Source organism: Novisyntrophococcus fermenticellae, assembly GCF_018866245.1.
Taxonomy (GTDB): Bacteria; Bacillota; Clostridia; order Lachnospirales; family Lachnospiraceae; genus Novisyntrophococcus; species Novisyntrophococcus fermenticellae.
Window position 1 is genome coordinate 263,221 of sequence record NZ_CP076458.1, and the last position, 15,467, is coordinate 278,687.

Sequence of the window (15,467 nt, forward strand, 5' to 3'; positions counted from 1 at the left end):
AATATCATACAGGAAAAGGAAAAGATCTATGAAGGAATTACTAAAGTATCTTAAAGGTCACATCAGGGAAAGTATCATAGCACCGTTGTTTAAGATGCTGGAGGCAAGTTTTGAACTGTTTGTGCCGGTAATTACGGCGCGGATTATTGACATCGGTATCAGGAATAAAGATAATCCGTATATCTGGAAGCAGTGTGTGCTTCTGGTTGCATTGGGTGTTATCGGACTGGTATGTTCCGTGATTGCTCAGTATTTTGCTGCTACAGCGGCTTATGGCTTCGGAACAAATCTAAGAGCGGATATGTATCGGCACATTAACAGCCTGTCTTATACAGAATTGGATAAGGCAGGTATTCCAACACTTGTTACGAGGATTACCAGTGATGTTAACCAGGTACAGACTGGTGTGAACCTTTTTTTGAGATTATTTTTAAGATCCCCATTTCTTGTAGTGGGGGCTGTAATTATGGCATTCTCCATCAGTGCAAGGCTCGCCGTGATCTTCCTGATCGCAGTTCCACTGATTTCATTGGCGATTTTTTTGATTGTGAAACTGACGATTCCCATCTATAAACGGGTCCAGAATATGTTGGATCGCGTGGTGCTGCTTACGAGAGAAAATTATGTAGGCGCCCGTGTCGTACGTGCATTTTCCAGGCAAAAGGACGAACAGGAAAAATTCGGTGAGACAAATGAAGAACTAAAGGATATCCAGATGAGGGCAGGCCGGATTTCCGCTTTGATGAATCCGATTACCTATGTATTGGTGAACCTGGCAATTATCGCCATCCTGATAGCAGGCGGGTATCAGGTAGATGAGGGAAATCTGACGCAGGGCGAAGTAATAGCGCTGATTAATTACATGAATCAGATCCTGCTGGCATTGCTGACACTGGCCAGTCTGGTGATTACCGTTACAAAGGCCTGGGCGAGCGCAATCAGGGTTAATGAGGTCTTTCAACTGTCCCCCAGCATGATAGAACCGGAGAACTCACTTGGAGCGCAGGAACAGACGGAAGATGCAGTAAGATTTGAACACGTGGATTTTTCCTATGCCGGGGCGCAGGCGCCATCCCTGACAGATATTGACTTTCATGTCAGAAAGGGAGATACAATTGGAATCATAGGGGGTACAGGATCCGGAAAATCCACGTTGATTCATCTGATTCCCAGATTTTATGATGTTGACGAGGGGAAAGTTCTCGTCAATGGAATTCCGGTGGAGAAGTATTCCTTTGATGAGCTCAGGGGACGGATTGGGATTGTCCCTCAGAAGTCTGTTCTCTTTCATGGGACGATTCGCGAAAACATGCAGTGGGGAAATAAAGATGCCACAGATGAGCAGATCTGGGAGGCTCTTTCCATCGCACAGGCAAAGGAATTTGTAGAGAAGAAAGAATATGGTCTGGATGAACTTGTGACGACCGGAGGCAGAAATTTTTCGGGGGGCCAGCGTCAGAGACTTTGTATAGCCAGGGCACTGGTGCGTAAGCCGGATATCCTGATACTGGATGACAGTGCTTCTGCACTGGATTACGCCACGGACGCAGCGCTTCGCAAATCAATCAAAGAAAAGACAATTGGAATGACTACGTTTATCGTTTCGCAGAGAGCCGCATCGGTTCAGGGTGCCGATTTGATATTGGTACTGGACGATGGAGCGGTGGTGGGTATTGGAACCCATGAAGAATTGATTAAAAACTGTGATGTGTACAGAGAAATTTGTCTGTCACAGTTTTCCAAAGAGGAGGTAGCAGGGCTTTGAATCGAACAGGAAAGAGTAAGGATACGATGAAGAGGGTCATCCAGTTAATCAGGCCACATGGATTTTACGTTGTTTTGAATCTTCTGTTGGCACTGGTTACAGTGATTGCTACTTTATATGCACCAATTCTGATCGGAAAAGGCGTTGATATGATTGTAGGGCCGGGTCAGGTCAATGGGTCGGGGTTAATTACCCTGATTGTAACTTTTCTCGTTATGATTGCAATTACGGCTCTTTCACAGTGGCTGATGAGCCTGGCAACAAATCATATCACCTATCAAATTGTGAGGGATATTCGAACCAAAGCATTTGACCATATGGAGATTCTGCCCATCCGGTATATTGATGGTCATCAGCCAGGAGATGCAATCAGCCGTATTACAACCGACGTAGAACAGTTTTCCGACGGACTCTTGATGGGATTTACCCAGTTTTTTACCGGTGTGCTGACAATTATAGGAACGCTGGGATTTATGCTGACGATACATCCTGGAATTACACTGCTTGTAGTCTGCATCACACCATTATCATTCTTTGTGGCAGGATTTATTGCCAAAAGGACGTACTCTATGTTTCGGATTTTATCAGAGGCCAGGGGAGATATGACCTCTCTTGTGGAGGAACTTGTGGGAAACCAGCAGGTGGTGAAAGCATTCTCTTATGAGGACAGGGCAGAAGAACGGTTTGCGGTAATCAATGAACGCTTGCGGGTATCTGGAATTAAAGCTGTATTCTTCTCCGCACTCTCGAACCCGAGCACCCGCTTTATCAATGGACTGGTTTATACGGGTGTATGTGTCTATGGAGCATTCCTGGCAATATCGGGTGGAATCAGTGTCGGACAGCTGTCCGCGTTTATGGCTTATGCAAACCAGTATACCAAACCATTTAATGAAATCTCCGGTGTGGTTACGGAGCTGCAAAATGCACTTGCCTGTGCCAGACGTATTTTTGACTTTATAGATGAAGAACCTATCCGTTCGGATGACGGGGATGCAGTAGTTATGGAACCGGGGCAGGGCAGTGTGGAGTTTCATCATGTGGATTTTTCTTATACACCGGAGATTCCATTAATCCAGGATATGAATCTGGCGGTAAGACCGGGACAGAGAATTGCTATTGTAGGACCCACGGGTTGTGGAAAGACTACGTTAATCAATCTGTTAATGCGTTTTTACGATATCAACCGCGGGGAGCTTTTGATTGACGGGCATGCGATTGACCACATAACCAGGGATTCCCTGAGGGCAAATTTTGGAATGGTGCTTCAGGATACATGGTTAAAGGCAGGGACTATTGCAGAAAATATTGCTTATGGAAGACCGGATGCAGCCAGGGAGGAGATTGAAGAGGCGGCAAGGAAGGCTCATGCCCACAACTTTATCTCCCGTATGCCAAAGAAATATGACACAATTATTACGGAAGATGGGGGGAATATTTCACAGGGTCAGAAACAGCTGCTCTGCATCGCAAGAGTGATGCTGATGAAGCCCCCGATTCTGATTCTGGACGAGGCGACCTCATCCATAGATACCAGGACGGAGATCAAGGTTCAGGAGGCCTTTCAGCGCTTGATGGAGGGCAGAACCAGCTTTGTGGTGGCACACCGGCTTTCCACAATCAAAGAGGCCGACGTGATTCTGGTGATGAAGGATGGTAAGATCATTGAGACCGGAAAACATGAGGATTTGTTGGATCGCGGCGGATTCTATGCAAAGCTATATCGGAGCCAGTTTGCCGGAAACTAAAGCCTCTTTTTTCCGCCTCTTGCAATCCAACTGAAAAAGAGGGTCAGTATGATTCCGATAAAAGCGCCTATGCTGTCAATACAGACGTCCTTTGGAGAGGGTCCTCTTCCTCCGATAAAGGATTGATGGTATTCATCGCCGGCTGCGAACAGGACACAGATAGTGCCGGCAACAAGCAATAGCCCAAAGCCGCCAAGTCCGTAAACATGGAGTGGAATTGCAAGTGATATGGAAAGGATACAATATTCTGTCATATGGGCCGCCTTTCGCACATAGTAATGGTATTCTTCGACTTTGGCGGATTTTTCCGTATCACTCCACCCCCGGTCCAGAATACGGTTTGTGACAGTAACGATCGTTCTTGTAGCTTTCAGGCTGAGAGCGGAGGACTGTTCACCTGTCTGGGCAGAGAAGGTGAAGATCAGATACATCATACAGAGTGCCGGGAGAAAGGAAAGCGGTTTGCATAAGGTGATTAATAGGCGTTTCATATGTACTCCTTTATCGTGTCTTATAAACGTGTGATTTTTTTAGAGTAGCACTTTTCCGTATAAATGTCCAGTAAGCGTAACGAGGTATTGTGTTTTCACAATGGCTCTAGTATACTTAATAAAAAGTTTTGTGTTGTTCAAGTAACGAAAGAATGGAGGTTATTATGAGTTATGCAGATCAGATTTTTATAGATATGTGCCAGGATATTCTGGACAATGGGGTGAGCACTGAAGGAGAAAAGGTGCGGCCAAAATGGGAAGATGGAACATCTGCCTATACCATAAAAAGGTTTGGTGTGGTAAACCGCTACGATCTCTCCAAAGAGTTCCCGGCAGTCACCTTGAGACGTACGGCATTAAAAAGTGCTATGGATGAGATCTTATGGATATGGCAGAAAAAATCCAACAATATTCGGGATCTCAATTCTCATATCTGGGATGAATGGGCGGATGAGAACGGTTCGATCGGCAAGGCCTATGGATATCAGTTAGGTGTGAAGCATTTGTATAAAGAGGGGATGATGGATCAGGTAGACAGGGTCCTTTTTGACTTAAAGAACAATCCGTACAGCCGCAGGATTATGACAAATATATATGTGCATCAGGATCTTCATGAGATGGCCCTGTATCCTTGTGCATATTCCATGACATTTAATGTAACAAAGGAAAAGGACAGCGACAAGCTTACGTTGCATGCGGTTCTGAATCAGAGGTCAAATGACGTGCTGGCTGCCAATAACTGGAATGTGTGTCAGTATTCCCTGCTTCTGATGATGATTGCCCAGGTCAGCGATATGAAGGTGGGAGAGCTGCTTCACGTGATTGCAGATGCCCATATCTATGACAGGCATATTCCGATTATACGGGAGATGATTGCGAGACCTGTCTATGATGCTCCGACTGTGAAGCTGAATCCGGATGTGAAGGATTTTTATGCGTTTACTACAGACGATCTGATTGTGGAAAATTATACGACAGGGCCGCAGATTAAGAATATTCCGATAGCAATCTAACGTAAAACAAAAGGAGGGCAGCAGATGAAGGCTATTGTTGCAGCAGATAAGAATTGGGGAATCGGATATGAGAACAAGCTTCTCACCAGCATTCCGTCAGATATGAAATTTTTCAGAGAAACAACCATGGGACACGTTGTGGTAATGGGGAGAAAAACACTGGAAAGCCTTCCAAATGGGCTTCCATTAGCGGGAAGGACGAATATCGTCCTAACCAGAGATACCAATTATAAGGTAAAGGGAGCAGTTATCGTACATTCCAAAGAGGAACTTCTGGAAGAAGTGAAAAAGTATGAGGACGAGAACATCTATTGTATAGGAGGCGGAAGTGTTTTTGAATTGCTGCTGCCTTTCTATAATACAGTCCTTGTCACGAAAATAGATGTTGCATATCAGGCGGATACGTATTTTCCCAATCTGGATAAACTTCCTGAGTGGGAGATGACAGAAGAAGGTGAGGAGCAGACGTGCTTCGATATTGAATTCAGATTTACAAAATATGAGAGGAAAGAAGTATAAATTGAAGGCTCAGACACAGCAAAAAGAGAAAACAAGCCTTTTACAGCAGGTTGTCCGGTTTGGATTTGTGGGCGGTACGGCATTTTTGATTGACTACGGAATCATGATTCTGTTGACAGAGGTATTTAGTATCAACTATCTGGTTTCCAGCGGGATTTCATTTTCTATTTCTGTAATCTATAATTATATCATGAGCATTCATTGGGTGTTTAATGTAGATAAAGAGAAAAGCGGCACCGCAAACTTTATGATATTTCTGATTTTAAGCATCATTGGATTGGGACTGAATCAGTTGATCATGTGGCTGATGGTGGACAAGGCAGATGTATTTTATATGATCAGTAAGATCGTGGCAACAGCAGTGGTTATGATATATAATTTCATTACAAGAAAGATTTTTTTGGAAAAATAGCCGTTACTATTCAGCCATAAGCTCGATGTCGCTGTCAGATGCTATTCCTTGCGCATGGCTGAATGGTAACAAAACTTCAGATATTGGAGTCAAAAGATGTCATTTAATTGGCCGTAACCAGTAACCGGTTCTTCCGCTGCGGGGAGCTTCTTTTATGCGGGCAGGTTTAAAATAGTTGAAACCATGCATAGAGGCCATAAATTGCTCGTTGGAATTATAGACACCGGGTACCCCCAGGACATATTCACATGACTTGGAGCTGTTCATACGCCCGAGCAGCAGGTGATTATAGTTCTGATATCCATGATGGATAAACTGATTACATCCTAAAGGAAATCCGTATTTACGCAATTCCGGGAAGTCTCTGATAGAGATACGGACACAGTCCTCTATTTCATCATCGTAAAAAGGAGAACACGGAGGGTAATTTTTCTTTATTTCTGCCCACTCATTTGATACGGTTTTATCCATAACGAGAGAGTCTGCGGCCTGGACAGCTCCGTTTTTACCACGATAATCATATTCCCCGGATGTTTGCTCTTTTGTATACGCATCGTCGTCAGAATGAGAAGCTTCAGAAGAAGATTCCGAAGCAGGCGCCATCTGAGGAGCAGTTTCTTCCGGAGCGGTTTCCATCTGTGGAGAAGAAGGTCCCGAAGCAGACGCCATCTGGAGAGCAGCTTCTTTCGGAGCAGTTTCCATCTGTGGAGAAGGAACTTCTGAAGCAGACGCCATCTGAGGAGCAGCTTCTTTCGGAGCGATTTCCATCTGTGGAGAAGAAGGTTCCGAAGCAGACGCCATCTGGAGAGCAGCTTCTTCCGGAGCGATTTCCATCTGTGGAGAAGGAACTTCTGAAGCAGATTCCATCTGGAGAGCAGTCTTCTTCGAAGCAGCTTCCCCCCGTGAACCGGTGGCTTTACCAGTCTTCACCTGGGGAGACGGAGTTTCTTCAGAATGATTGTCTGAGGTCTCGGATGGTTGTTCTTCTGTGCTGTCGGGGAGTGGCTGGAATTGACTGGGAATAATGGGATTGTCATCCCATTGGCTGCAATAGAACTTTCCCTGAGGTTCCGTTAGAAGTAATCCGTTAAATTCCAGAATCGTGTATGTGGTACCCGGTATACGCTCAGATATGGTTAACGATCCGCTGATGCCATCTTTACCGGCATGAATACGCCCCAGTGGATAACCGGTCAATCGGCCATCACTGTAGGTGCAGCCATAGACCAATACAGGGGTATGTTCAGGAAGTGAGAATACCTTTAACTGGAACTGCATACGACAGGTACCGGAGCGCAGTTCAATTCTTACAAAGCCCCGGTTGTCTGTCTTTTTGTCGGCTACATATTCGTATAGATAGGAGACAAAGCGTTTATAATTAGACATAAAAGGTCCTTTTGTGAAACTTCTTACTGCAAGAATATGCACAAATAATAAAGATTATGATTTCGTACAAGGAGTTTTTTTGAATTGGATAAAGAATATTATATGAAAGAAGCTATCAGACAGGCAAGAAAAGCAGAAAAATTAATGGAAGTACCGATTGGCTGTGTGATTGTCTATGAAGAGCGAATCATTGCACGGGGATATAACCGCCGAAATACGGATAAGAACACCCTGGCCCATGCCGAGATGAGTGCGATCCGAAAGGCCAGTAAAAAGATGGGGGACTGGAGACTCGAAGGCTGTACCATGTATGTGACACTGGAGCCTTGTCAGATGTGCGCAGGTGCCATCGTTCAGTCCCGTATCGATGAGGTCGTGATTGGATGCATGAATCCGAAAGCGGGATGCGCCGGGTCAATCTTAAATCTGCTGGATGTGCCAGCCTTTAATCATCAGGTGAAAATCACACAGGGAATATTAGAAGAGGAGTGCAGTAAGATGATGCGTACTTTTTTCCACAGATTGAGGGGGCAGAAGAAAGCGGAAAAACTGAAGAAGAGAGAAGAAGCGCAGGGACTTATCTCAGAATCAGATAAGTCCCCGGAATAAATTCTTCATACTGCTTGTCAGAAATCCCTCTTTTTATAAAATGCAAGTGATATAGAGTAAGAAATTCCGAAAATTATCAGCCACAAAGCAATGACGAAAAAGGCACTTAATGCCGGAGTACCTGAAAACCATGCGAAGAGATAATCAGCCTGCTTTTGCAGTTTAAAGCTTTTCATGAGACTTCCAACTCCCATGACCAGTAAAAACAAACCGATAAATGGCAAATAGGCGATAAATTTGGCTTTTGTGTATCCGAGTTTAAAATAAATTGGAAGCTGTATAGATTGTATGATGCTGTAAACCAGAAATATAACAATTGTAACCATGAGAGATTCCCTTGAATTAAATTCTTTTTGCAGCAACAGTGATGCCAGAAAAGAAAAGACATAAGCCAGCAGACCAAAGCACATGTTGAGAAGCAGAGTGAACAGATATCTGCCTGAAACAACTGTTTTCCGCTCGATGGAGAGCACTGTATACAAGGAATCAATACCGGATTTTTCTCCAACGGCAAAGGGATAACCGGCGTATATGGATGCATAGAACATAAGTATGCCAATCGCAGAAGCGCTGGAGTCCGAGCTGAAAAGCATAATCAGAGCAACGGCTGCAAATATCAGTAAATTCTTTTTCGTGAGATATGGCTTAATTGTAATATAATCCAGATGAATGAATGCAAGCGTCCTATTCATATACCTTTGCCCCCTTATTCATATAAACGATAATTTCATCCAACGTGACCGGCTCAGTTAAGAGACTTTTCGGAAGTTTTTTCAGGTTGGTTCTCTCTGTCATTCCTTCAAATCCTGTGCTGTGCTCCCGCAGCCCGATAAACAGGCTCTTCTGCTCTGTGCTTATCTCCCGGGGGCCGCCCTTTATCAAAACATATTTCTCCAGAAGGTTCTCTTTTGTACCCGTATAGATGATTTTACCACCCAGTATAAAGGTAATGTAATCCGCAATTTTCTCAAGATCTGTTGTTATATGTGTTGAGAAGAGGACGCTTTTATTTTCATCCGTCACAAATTCACTGAGTAAATCACAAAGCTCATCACGTGCCACGGGATCCAGTCCACTTGTCGGCTCATCGAGGATCAGCAGCCGGGCTTCGTGGGAGAGTGCCACGGCCATCATCAGCTTGACTTTCATACCACGTGAAAGCTCCTTCAGTTTTTTTCTGTGGTTGATGGAGAAGCGCTCCAGTAATTCCTTGTATTTTTCAGCATTCCAACGTGTGTAGAAAGGGGATACTGCCGCCTCCACATCAGAGGCAGTCCAATCCTCCACGTAGAAAGGAGCATCCATGACGATTCCAATCTGCTCATTAACCAGATCGGTTCTTTTACTGCTGTCTGCTCCCAACAATTTTACTTCTCCGGATTGATAATTTATCATATTGAGAATAGATTTTATGGTTGTAGTTTTACCTGCCCCATTAGGCCCTACAAATCCCATAATGTATCCTGCAGGTACTTGAAAGGACACATCTTTCAGTGCAAAGGAGTCATAACTCTTGCTGAGATTGCAGACTTCTAAAATATTATCCATAACTTCCCACCAGCTTTCTTCCAAAAATTCCTTCAACTTGATTTGTTACATTAATTCTGCTCATACAAAACATTCAGAATTTCAAAAACTTCATCTTTTGTTATCTCACCGGCTTTTGCAGCAACAATGGCATCCGTTAAACCGGCTTCTACTTTCCGTAAGGTATTTTCCCGTGTCATTTCCTTATTTTGAGGTAAAACATAGCACCCTTTACCCTGAACACTGATAATAAATCCTTCTGCCTCAAGATCGTTGTATGCACGTGTTGTTGTAATGACACTGATTTTCAAATCCTTAGCAAGCTGCCGGATTGAGGGAAGCAGGTCATCCTCCTGAAGTTCACCGGAAAAAATTGCTTCCTTAATTTGTGATTTTATCTGCTCGTAGATTGGAATTCCCGAGCGGTTTGATACAATGAGCTTTATATTATCACCACCATTCTATATACACATATATACAGTATAAACACCCGAAGAGATTTGTCAAGAGGAAAATGAAGAAAAATTTGGGATTGACTGTAAATTGAAAAAAGCTTATAATTAGGTATGTGTCTGGAATGTCCAGGCCGAATAATTATTAAATGGAGAAGTATCGAAGTGGCCATAACGAGCCGCACTCGAAATCCACTCGGTCAATTGCCTTGAAAATGCCATAAATCCTTGTGTTTATGCGGGTTTGCGGGATTTTGAAAATTTAGTGTTTTACCGATTTCTACGGTTTTTCTACACTTTGCCTTGACTTCTACGAAAGGCTTTGTGTGTTAAAATAGAATATGGAGACGTATCGAAGTGGTCATAACGAGCCTGACTCGAAATCCACTCGGTCAATTGCCTTGAAAATGCCATAAATCCTTGTGTTTATGCGGGTTTGCGGGATTTTGAAAATTTAGTGTTTTACCGATTTCTACGGTTTTTCTACACTTTGCCTTGACTTCTACGAAAGGCTTTGTGTGTTAAAATAGAATATGGAGACGTATCGAAGTGGTCATAACGAGCCTGACTCGAAATCAGGTTGTCCTCACGGGCACGTGAGTTCGAATCTCACCGTCTCCGCCATGAGCCTGTTTGCGGTCAATGTCCGCAGCAGGCTCTTCCTTTTTCCTGAATTTCTACGCTCCCTTTTGGGGGCGTTTTTCTGTTTCTGTAGAAAACGGATATGCTTGAAACCTCATCGTATAAGGCTTTACCGTGTTCTTATAAAGCAGTCCGTAGAAAATCAGTTGGCCGCTGCAAGTCCAGTAGGTTTCGCCACTCGGTTTCTTTCAAACATTCCATCCATGACCAAACCGGATTCAATCTGTGCGTGGAAGTCCAGATGAGAGTAAATGTCTGCTGTCGTGGAAAAGGTGCTGTGCCCCAGCCATATCTGGATTTGCTTCATGGATATCCCATTTGCGAGCAGTAAGCTGGCACAGGAATGTCTTAAATCGTGGAATCGGATTTTTTTGAGGTCTGCTTTTTCAAGCACCCAGCTAAAGTGATCCGTCACATAATTAGGGCGCATGAGCTTCCCTGTTTGGTCGAGGCAGATGTAGTCGAGATAATCTCGGCAGTAAGAGCGCTTGAATAACTTTCGGTACTTTTCCTGCTTTTCTTTTTCTGCAAGCAGTAGCTTTTCCACCGATGGCAGTAACGGAAGGGTGCGGAAGCTGGATTTGGTTTTCAGTACATCCTCACCGACCGCTATGGATTTGCCGTCTACCGTGTCCTCAATCACCTTGTGCTTAATGGAGATAGTCTTTTGCTCAAGGTTAATCGCATCCCACTTTAATCCCAAGACTTCGCTTCGGCGCAAGCCATAGTAAGCTGCCAACTTCACACAAATCTCCAATGGATCATCTGATACCGCATCAAACAGAGCCATCATTTCCTCTGCGGAATAAAACTGAGCCTGATATACATTCTTTTTGGGTCGGTCTACCCGGTCAGCAGGGTTGCTACCTATGATTCCTTTTTTTACAGCATTCTGCAATGCTCTGCGAAGGACAGCGTGATAATGAATTACTGTATTGGGTGTGTGTCCTTCATCAAAGATTGATTGATGAAAGTCCTGGATGTGCTGTGGAGTAACCTCCGCCAAGGTAATGTTCAGTTCAGTAAAGTACCGGCTGATCCGTCCGTCCAGCATCGTTTGATAGCCCTTAAATGTTGTTTTGGCTATCGTGGGCTTTGCCTGTATCAGCCATTTCTGAAGGTAGTCGGTAAACAGTACCTCTGCTTGGGGATTCCGTTTGCCCTCAATTAGTTCTCTGGCTCGTTCCTCGGCATCCCGACGCTCTTTTTCTTCCTGCTCCTGTTCGTATTCCAACCGGATCTGGTCAAAGGCTTTTTTTGCTTTTCTGTCACTGGTTCCTTCCACCGGAAGTCCGGTAGGAACCCATTTGGTTTTTCTTTTGCCGTCCACCTTGATGTATAGAACGGCATAGTAAGTATTGTTTTTTTGCTGTAGACAGCCTGCTATCATTGTTACCCTCCTTTGAAATAACAGCGTATTTGCCTACCATTGACAACACCACAATACCACAGAAAGCATGGGATAGCTACTGTTTTACGCGGAAGCAATCCAACGGATTTTTCTACGGTTCATGTCCAATAGTAAGCAAAAACCACATCAAAAAATCTTGATGTGGCACATTTCTTCGCCCAGCAAATATTCCATAATGCACACTTTGGGAATCTTATAGGTTCGTCCAACGCGAACACTATGTATCTCTTTTTCCGAAAGCAGTTTATAAGCCAGCTTCCGGCTGATACCGCCAAGCATTTCTCGCAATTGATTTACCTCGACTACATCAGGGTATTTTTCAAACATCATTGTTTTGTTGCTCATAAAAATTCTCCCTTCATGAAAAAAATGCCGGACTAAGTCCGACGCTGATAGAAAGTGCCTGATTTATTTTCTTCATGTCATGGTCGGAAAGATTTCCAACCTTTTCTCTGAGCCGAGCCCTATCAATGGTACGTATCTGTTCTAAAAGGGCAAAGGATTCTATGGACAGTCTGCCTACTCCGGCAATGGCTGAATGGGTGGGCAAAGGCTTTTTCGGTTTGCCGGTGATGGCACAGACGATGGTGGTAGGGCTGTAGCGGTTGCCGATGTCGTTTTGCAGGATAAGTACGGGACGGATGCCCCCTTGCTCACAGCCCACAACGGGGCTTAAGTCGGCATAAAAAATATCGCCGCGGCTGATGCCTTTCTTTATCGTGTTCAAATTTTGCACCTCCTTGGTTTGTAATTCCTTTGGTTTTTCTTAATGTCACAAAAATAAGAACCTCACGCCGTTTGCAAAATCAAAGATTTTGACGGCTGAGAGAACCTTGTTGCTTCGCAATATGGGACCGCCTATCCCTGATGGCGTGAGGTTCTCATGGCTTCTGACATTAAGATTTTTCTCGCTGTGCTTAATTCGACACTACTCCCCAAGCACTCTGTGCAGAGCATGGTGCTTTGCACAACAAAGGCGACGGCCTGAACTGCGGCTGGCTAATGCCATGCAAGCATGGTATACCGCATCATAGGAATCTCACCTCCACCGGGATCTCCGCTGGCTGCCCTCATTGCGTGATCCCCCGTTCAGGGGGGCTGTGACTGGACAGAAGTATCAATATAGGCTGACGGGGTCATTGCGAAGCAGGCTGCCACAGCCTGCTTTTCGGACGGATGGGTACCGCTCTGCACCTTATTTGGCCGTCTTTGATAGGCTGGAAAATGAGAAACCATAAACAGAATAAAATTAATATGGTTGATTTCATGTTCTCATCGCCGTCCTACAGGTGGTCTTGGCGCATCCTCCGGGGTCGCTTTCCCTTTTGGGGTCCGTCAGCTAACGTATTCAGGTCGTCGGATATGAAATTTTCAAAGAGCCATGAGGGTGAATAAAAACCCCCTCACTACTAAGCCGATTTCGTGAGGGGGTTGCACGGAAAAAATTTTACTTTTCTATCATTTTTTTTAGTTTGCCAAGAATTTTGATCTTACGATCATGGATGGTCATATAGTGAAGACCCGTTTCTGAGCTCCACTGGCGCTCACTGATTCCCCTGAAAAACAGGGCGTAAATCAGTTCCTGTTCTTCCTTGGAAAGTTGGGCAAGGCATTGTTGGAGCTTTTCCGCTATGAGCTTGTCCACAACCAAATCCTCTACGCGTGGAGAAGTAAGGTCTGGAATCCCATCCTCGCCTGTGGTTTCGCCCGTATCCATGGCACTGTAATGAAAAACGCCGTTTGCGGTATCTCTTTCCTCCAGATAGGTTTCCCGGCGCTTCATGCGGTGATAGGTAACATAGACTTCTTCGGTGACGGGAACAAGCTGTCCCTGCACCTTGATTCGATACTCTTTCTTTTCTGCCATATGGCTTGTCCTCCATTTTCTGAAATTTTGATGGTGAATCAAAATGTCAGAAACGGAGGGGAACGGCAGCGTGGAATTAACCTGTTTGCATTAGAAGCACACCATATTTTACCTAATATTGTAAAATATGGTGTGTAGGTTTTCTTGTCGAAAGAAAAAAGTCAGCACTGCGCCCATGGCGAAATGCTGACTTTTTCAAAATTATAATATAAAATTGTTTAGGTGGTAAATAATATGTACGAGCTTTGTCTGCTCTATTTCCACCTCTTATAAGTATAAAATCTCATAGGATACTCCTCTCGCCGAAGCATGGCGAAAGCCGGTATCCCGATATCCTGTTTATCCGTCAAAAACCGACAGACATAAATAAGAGCCTGCCCTCTGAAACGAGGGCAGGCTCCGCATAGCTTTTGGCAACCAGGCTATCGTAGTGCAGTAATACACCTTAGACCCTATAGCTTTGCGTCCCCACCTTTTAGTGGGTTTGCCCTTGGCTTTGATATTCTATTTTTATTAATACTCACGATCCTTACTTATAGATTGATGCGGCTACGGCTAACTTCTCCTTCTTGCGCCGTTTTCGTCTACTTCATTTGATATTATTAGAAAGAACATCAGTCATTTGCTCGCCATCCAATAATGACGAAATTGCCTTTAGTATGTTTATCCACCTTGATTTAAGACCATTTCCGCTTTAGCAGGCTCCCTGCCAAGATAGGCGGCATGGTCAAGACGGGAAAGTAATCCACGCTTGATAACTGTATTTGCAATATCTTCGGCGCTTTCTCCTCTAATTCGTTGATAAGCGAATCAACTTTGCAAAACCAAGTATTGCGCCCCCTTAAAGCCAATTTGTCTGAACGATTATCTATGCGTATCAACCACTTATCGCCACAATCCCGATAATTATTCCAAGCAATGTAAAGACCGTTGTTAATCGTGTCTTAAGAATTGCGGCACCCTTCGGAAGTATTTCTTCAAAAATCATATACAGGATAATTCCCGCCACAGCCGAAGTAGTCAATGCCATTGCAACGTCTGACATATTCCCGACAAAGTAACCAATTGTCGCGCCAAGAATGGTCGGCACTCCTGTTAGTGTTGACAGCAAAACCGCGTTACGCTTTTTTGCTCCACCCGCCAATAACAGAGCGGCAGTAGCCACACCCTCAGGGATATTATGCAGAGCAAGGGTAAGAGCCATTGTCGCCGCAAACCCGATATGGTGTTCCGCTCCCGCGCCGATTGCAAGTCCGGCGGGTAAATTATGAATACCAACAGCTACAAGCATAATATAGCCGGAGCGCAAAATCTCGATTTTCACTTTCGCCTGTGGGATTTCTCCGTCTTTGCCGTCCGCCATTTTATCGGAAACCGTGTCGAATATCAGAATTACGGCAATCCCGATTCCAATTCCCAAAATTGTTAGAGGAACGCTTGCAATCTCCAACACTTCGGGAACAAGGTCGAAAAACACAAGGCTCAACATAAACCCTGCGGCAAGTGACAGTAGATAATTGATGATTTTCGGAGAACGGTTTCCTGCCCAAACCGCTATCAGACTTCCGAGCAATGTTCCCAAAATGGTGGCAAGCAAACTGAATAAAACAGCTTGCATTATATAC

17 protein-coding genes, 1 tRNA gene and 1 riboswitch are annotated in these 15,467 nt (G+C 44.4%); of the genes, 7 read left to right on the plus strand and 11 right to left on the minus strand.

Translation table 11 applies throughout. The features are described from left to right. Positions 1-28 precede the first annotated feature (28 nt). Entirely contained in the window at positions 29-1,765 is a 1,737-nt protein-coding gene (locus KNL20_RS01190) for an ABC transporter ATP-binding protein (protein ID WP_230398877.1), read from the plus strand. 26 nt (positions 1,766-1,791) lie between these two features. Continuing rightward, complete coding sequence (locus tag KNL20_RS01195; RefSeq protein WP_230400018.1) at positions 1,792-3,513, plus strand: ABC transporter ATP-binding protein; 1,722 nt, start codon at positions 1,792-1,794, stop codon at positions 3,511-3,513. Here KNL20_RS01195 and KNL20_RS01200 read toward each other — a convergent pair. Next, positions 3,510-4,004 (minus strand): VanZ family protein, encoded by a 495-nt coding sequence (locus KNL20_RS01200; RefSeq protein ID WP_230398878.1) that lies wholly within the window; start codon positions 4,002-4,004, stop codon positions 3,510-3,512. The genes KNL20_RS01195 and KNL20_RS01200 overlap by 4 nt on opposite strands. A gap of 164 nt (positions 4,005-4,168) precedes the next feature. On the opposite strand from KNL20_RS01200, the gene thyA reads away from it, so the two are divergent. From thyA to KNL20_RS01215, 3 genes are read left to right on the plus strand one after another with little or no spacing between them, the layout of a single operon-like run. Beyond that, a complete protein-coding gene (gene thyA / locus KNL20_RS01205) occupies positions 4,169-5,017 on the plus strand; it encodes a thymidylate synthase (protein ID WP_230398879.1) in 849 nt (282 codons plus the stop codon). Between the two features lie 24 nt (positions 5,018-5,041). Beyond that, positions 5,042-5,536, plus strand: a complete 495-nt coding sequence (locus tag KNL20_RS01210; RefSeq protein ID WP_230398880.1) for a dihydrofolate reductase — start codon at positions 5,042-5,044, stop codon at positions 5,534-5,536. A 1-nt stretch (position 5,537) separates the two neighbouring features. Further along, positions 5,538-5,948: a GtrA family protein gene (locus KNL20_RS01215; RefSeq protein WP_230398881.1), complete on the plus strand. Its 411-nt coding sequence runs from the start codon at positions 5,538-5,540 to the stop codon at positions 5,946-5,948. A 99-nt stretch (positions 5,949-6,047) separates the two neighbouring features. Here the strand turns inward: KNL20_RS01215 and KNL20_RS01220 are convergent, their stop codons facing one another. Then, positions 6,048-7,334 (minus strand): DUF6128 domain-containing protein, encoded by a 1,287-nt coding sequence (locus KNL20_RS01220; protein WP_230398882.1) that lies wholly within the window; start codon positions 7,332-7,334, stop codon positions 6,048-6,050. An 84-nt stretch (positions 7,335-7,418) separates the two neighbouring features. Here KNL20_RS01220 and tadA point away from each other — a divergent pair, with 84 nt between their 5' ends. After that, positions 7,419-7,943 carry a tRNA adenosine(34) deaminase TadA gene (gene tadA / locus KNL20_RS01225; protein WP_268966526.1) on the plus strand — a complete coding sequence of 175 codons (525 nt, stop codon included), beginning with the start codon at positions 7,419-7,421 and terminating at the stop codon, positions 7,941-7,943. 17 nt (positions 7,944-7,960) lie between these two features. Here the strand turns inward: tadA and KNL20_RS01230 are convergent, their stop codons facing one another. The 3 genes from KNL20_RS01230 to KNL20_RS01240 are packed head-to-tail and all read right to left on the minus strand — an operon-like array spanning position 7,961 to position 9,916. Further along, the gene (locus KNL20_RS01230) at positions 7,961-8,635 is read right to left on the minus strand and encodes an ABC-2 transporter permease (RefSeq protein WP_230398883.1); all 675 of its coding nucleotides are present in this window, start codon (positions 8,633-8,635) and stop codon (positions 7,961-7,963) included. Further along, a complete protein-coding gene (locus KNL20_RS01235; protein ID WP_230398884.1) occupies positions 8,628-9,491 on the minus strand; it encodes an ABC transporter ATP-binding protein in 864 nt (287 codons plus the stop codon). Before KNL20_RS01235 ends, KNL20_RS01230 begins: the two co-directional genes overlap by 8 nt. 50 nt (positions 9,492-9,541) lie before the next feature. Beyond that, positions 9,542-9,916 (minus strand): GntR family transcriptional regulator, encoded by a 375-nt coding sequence (locus tag KNL20_RS01240; RefSeq protein WP_230400020.1) that lies wholly within the window; start codon positions 9,914-9,916, stop codon positions 9,542-9,544. 541 nt (positions 9,917-10,457) lie between these two features. Between KNL20_RS01240 and KNL20_RS01245 the strand changes: the two genes are divergently transcribed. Then, a tRNA-Ser gene (locus tag KNL20_RS01245) sits at positions 10,458-10,546 on the plus strand. Positions 10,547-10,706: 160 nt separating this feature from the next. Here KNL20_RS01245 and KNL20_RS01250 read toward each other — a convergent pair. From KNL20_RS01250 to KNL20_RS01270, 6 genes are all read right to left on the minus strand, one after another. Beyond that, entirely contained in the window at positions 10,707-11,954 is a 1,248-nt protein-coding gene (locus tag KNL20_RS01250) for a tyrosine-type recombinase/integrase (protein WP_230398885.1), read from the minus strand. Positions 11,955-12,101: 147 nt separating this feature from the next. Next, on the minus strand, positions 12,102-12,320 hold the full coding sequence (locus KNL20_RS01255) for a helix-turn-helix domain-containing protein (RefSeq protein WP_230398886.1): 219 nt from the start codon (positions 12,318-12,320) through the stop codon (positions 12,102-12,104). Between the two features lie 13 nt (positions 12,321-12,333). Then, complete coding sequence (locus KNL20_RS01260) at positions 12,334-12,702, minus strand: type II toxin-antitoxin system PemK/MazF family toxin (protein ID WP_230398887.1); 369 nt, start codon at positions 12,700-12,702, stop codon at positions 12,334-12,336. A gap of 720 nt (positions 12,703-13,422) precedes the next feature. Next, a complete protein-coding gene (locus tag KNL20_RS01265) occupies positions 13,423-13,842 on the minus strand; it encodes a sigma-70 RNA polymerase sigma factor region 4 domain-containing protein (protein ID WP_230398888.1) in 420 nt (139 codons plus the stop codon). A 409-nt stretch (positions 13,843-14,251) separates the two neighbouring features. Next, a riboswitch (cyclic di-GMP riboswitch) is annotated at positions 14,252-14,341 on the minus strand. 164 nt (positions 14,342-14,505) lie between these two features. Continuing rightward, positions 14,506-14,637 carry a DUF4346 domain-containing protein gene (locus tag KNL20_RS16410; protein ID WP_456299667.1) on the minus strand — a complete coding sequence of 44 codons (132 nt, stop codon included), beginning with the start codon at positions 14,635-14,637 and terminating at the stop codon, positions 14,506-14,508. 82 nt (positions 14,638-14,719) lie between these two features. Then, complete coding sequence (locus tag KNL20_RS01270) at positions 14,720-15,460, minus strand: ZIP family metal transporter (protein ID WP_230398889.1); 741 nt, start codon at positions 15,458-15,460, stop codon at positions 14,720-14,722. Positions 15,461-15,467: the final 7 nt, after the last annotated feature.

Coding starts and splice junctions, on each gene's coding strand:
- KNL20_RS01270 (WP_230398889.1), bottom strand. CDS start 15,460: ATGCAAGCTGTTTTATTCAGTTTGCTTGCCACCATTTTGGGAACATTG.
- KNL20_RS01255 (WP_230398886.1), bottom strand. CDS start 12,320: ATGAGCAACAAAACAATGATGTTTGAAAAATACCCTGATGTAGTCGAG.
- KNL20_RS01235 (WP_230398884.1), bottom strand. CDS start 9,491: ATGGATAATATTTTAGAAGTCTGCAATCTCAGCAAGAGTTATGACTCC.
- KNL20_RS01230 (WP_230398883.1), bottom strand. CDS start 8,635: ATGAATAGGACGCTTGCATTCATTCATCTGGATTATATTACAATTAAG.
- KNL20_RS01200 (WP_230398878.1), bottom strand. CDS start 4,004: ATGAAACGCCTATTAATCACCTTATGCAAACCGCTTTCCTTTCTCCCG.
- KNL20_RS01195 (WP_230400018.1), top strand. CDS start 1,792: ATGAAGAGGGTCATCCAGTTAATCAGGCCACATGGATTTTACGTTGTT.
- thyA (WP_230398879.1), top strand. CDS start 4,169: ATGAGTTATGCAGATCAGATTTTTATAGATATGTGCCAGGATATTCTG.
- KNL20_RS01190 (WP_230398877.1), top strand. CDS start 29: ATGAAGGAATTACTAAAGTATCTTAAAGGTCACATCAGGGAAAGTATC.
- KNL20_RS01220 (WP_230398882.1), bottom strand. CDS start 7,334: ATGTCTAATTATAAACGCTTTGTCTCCTATCTATACGAATATGTAGCC.
- KNL20_RS01210 (WP_230398880.1), top strand. CDS start 5,042: ATGAAGGCTATTGTTGCAGCAGATAAGAATTGGGGAATCGGATATGAG.
- KNL20_RS01265 (WP_230398888.1), bottom strand. CDS start 13,842: ATGGCAGAAAAGAAAGAGTATCGAATCAAGGTGCAGGGACAGCTTGTT.
- KNL20_RS01250 (WP_230398885.1), bottom strand. CDS start 11,954: ATGATAGCAGGCTGTCTACAGCAAAAAAACAATACTTACTATGCCGTT.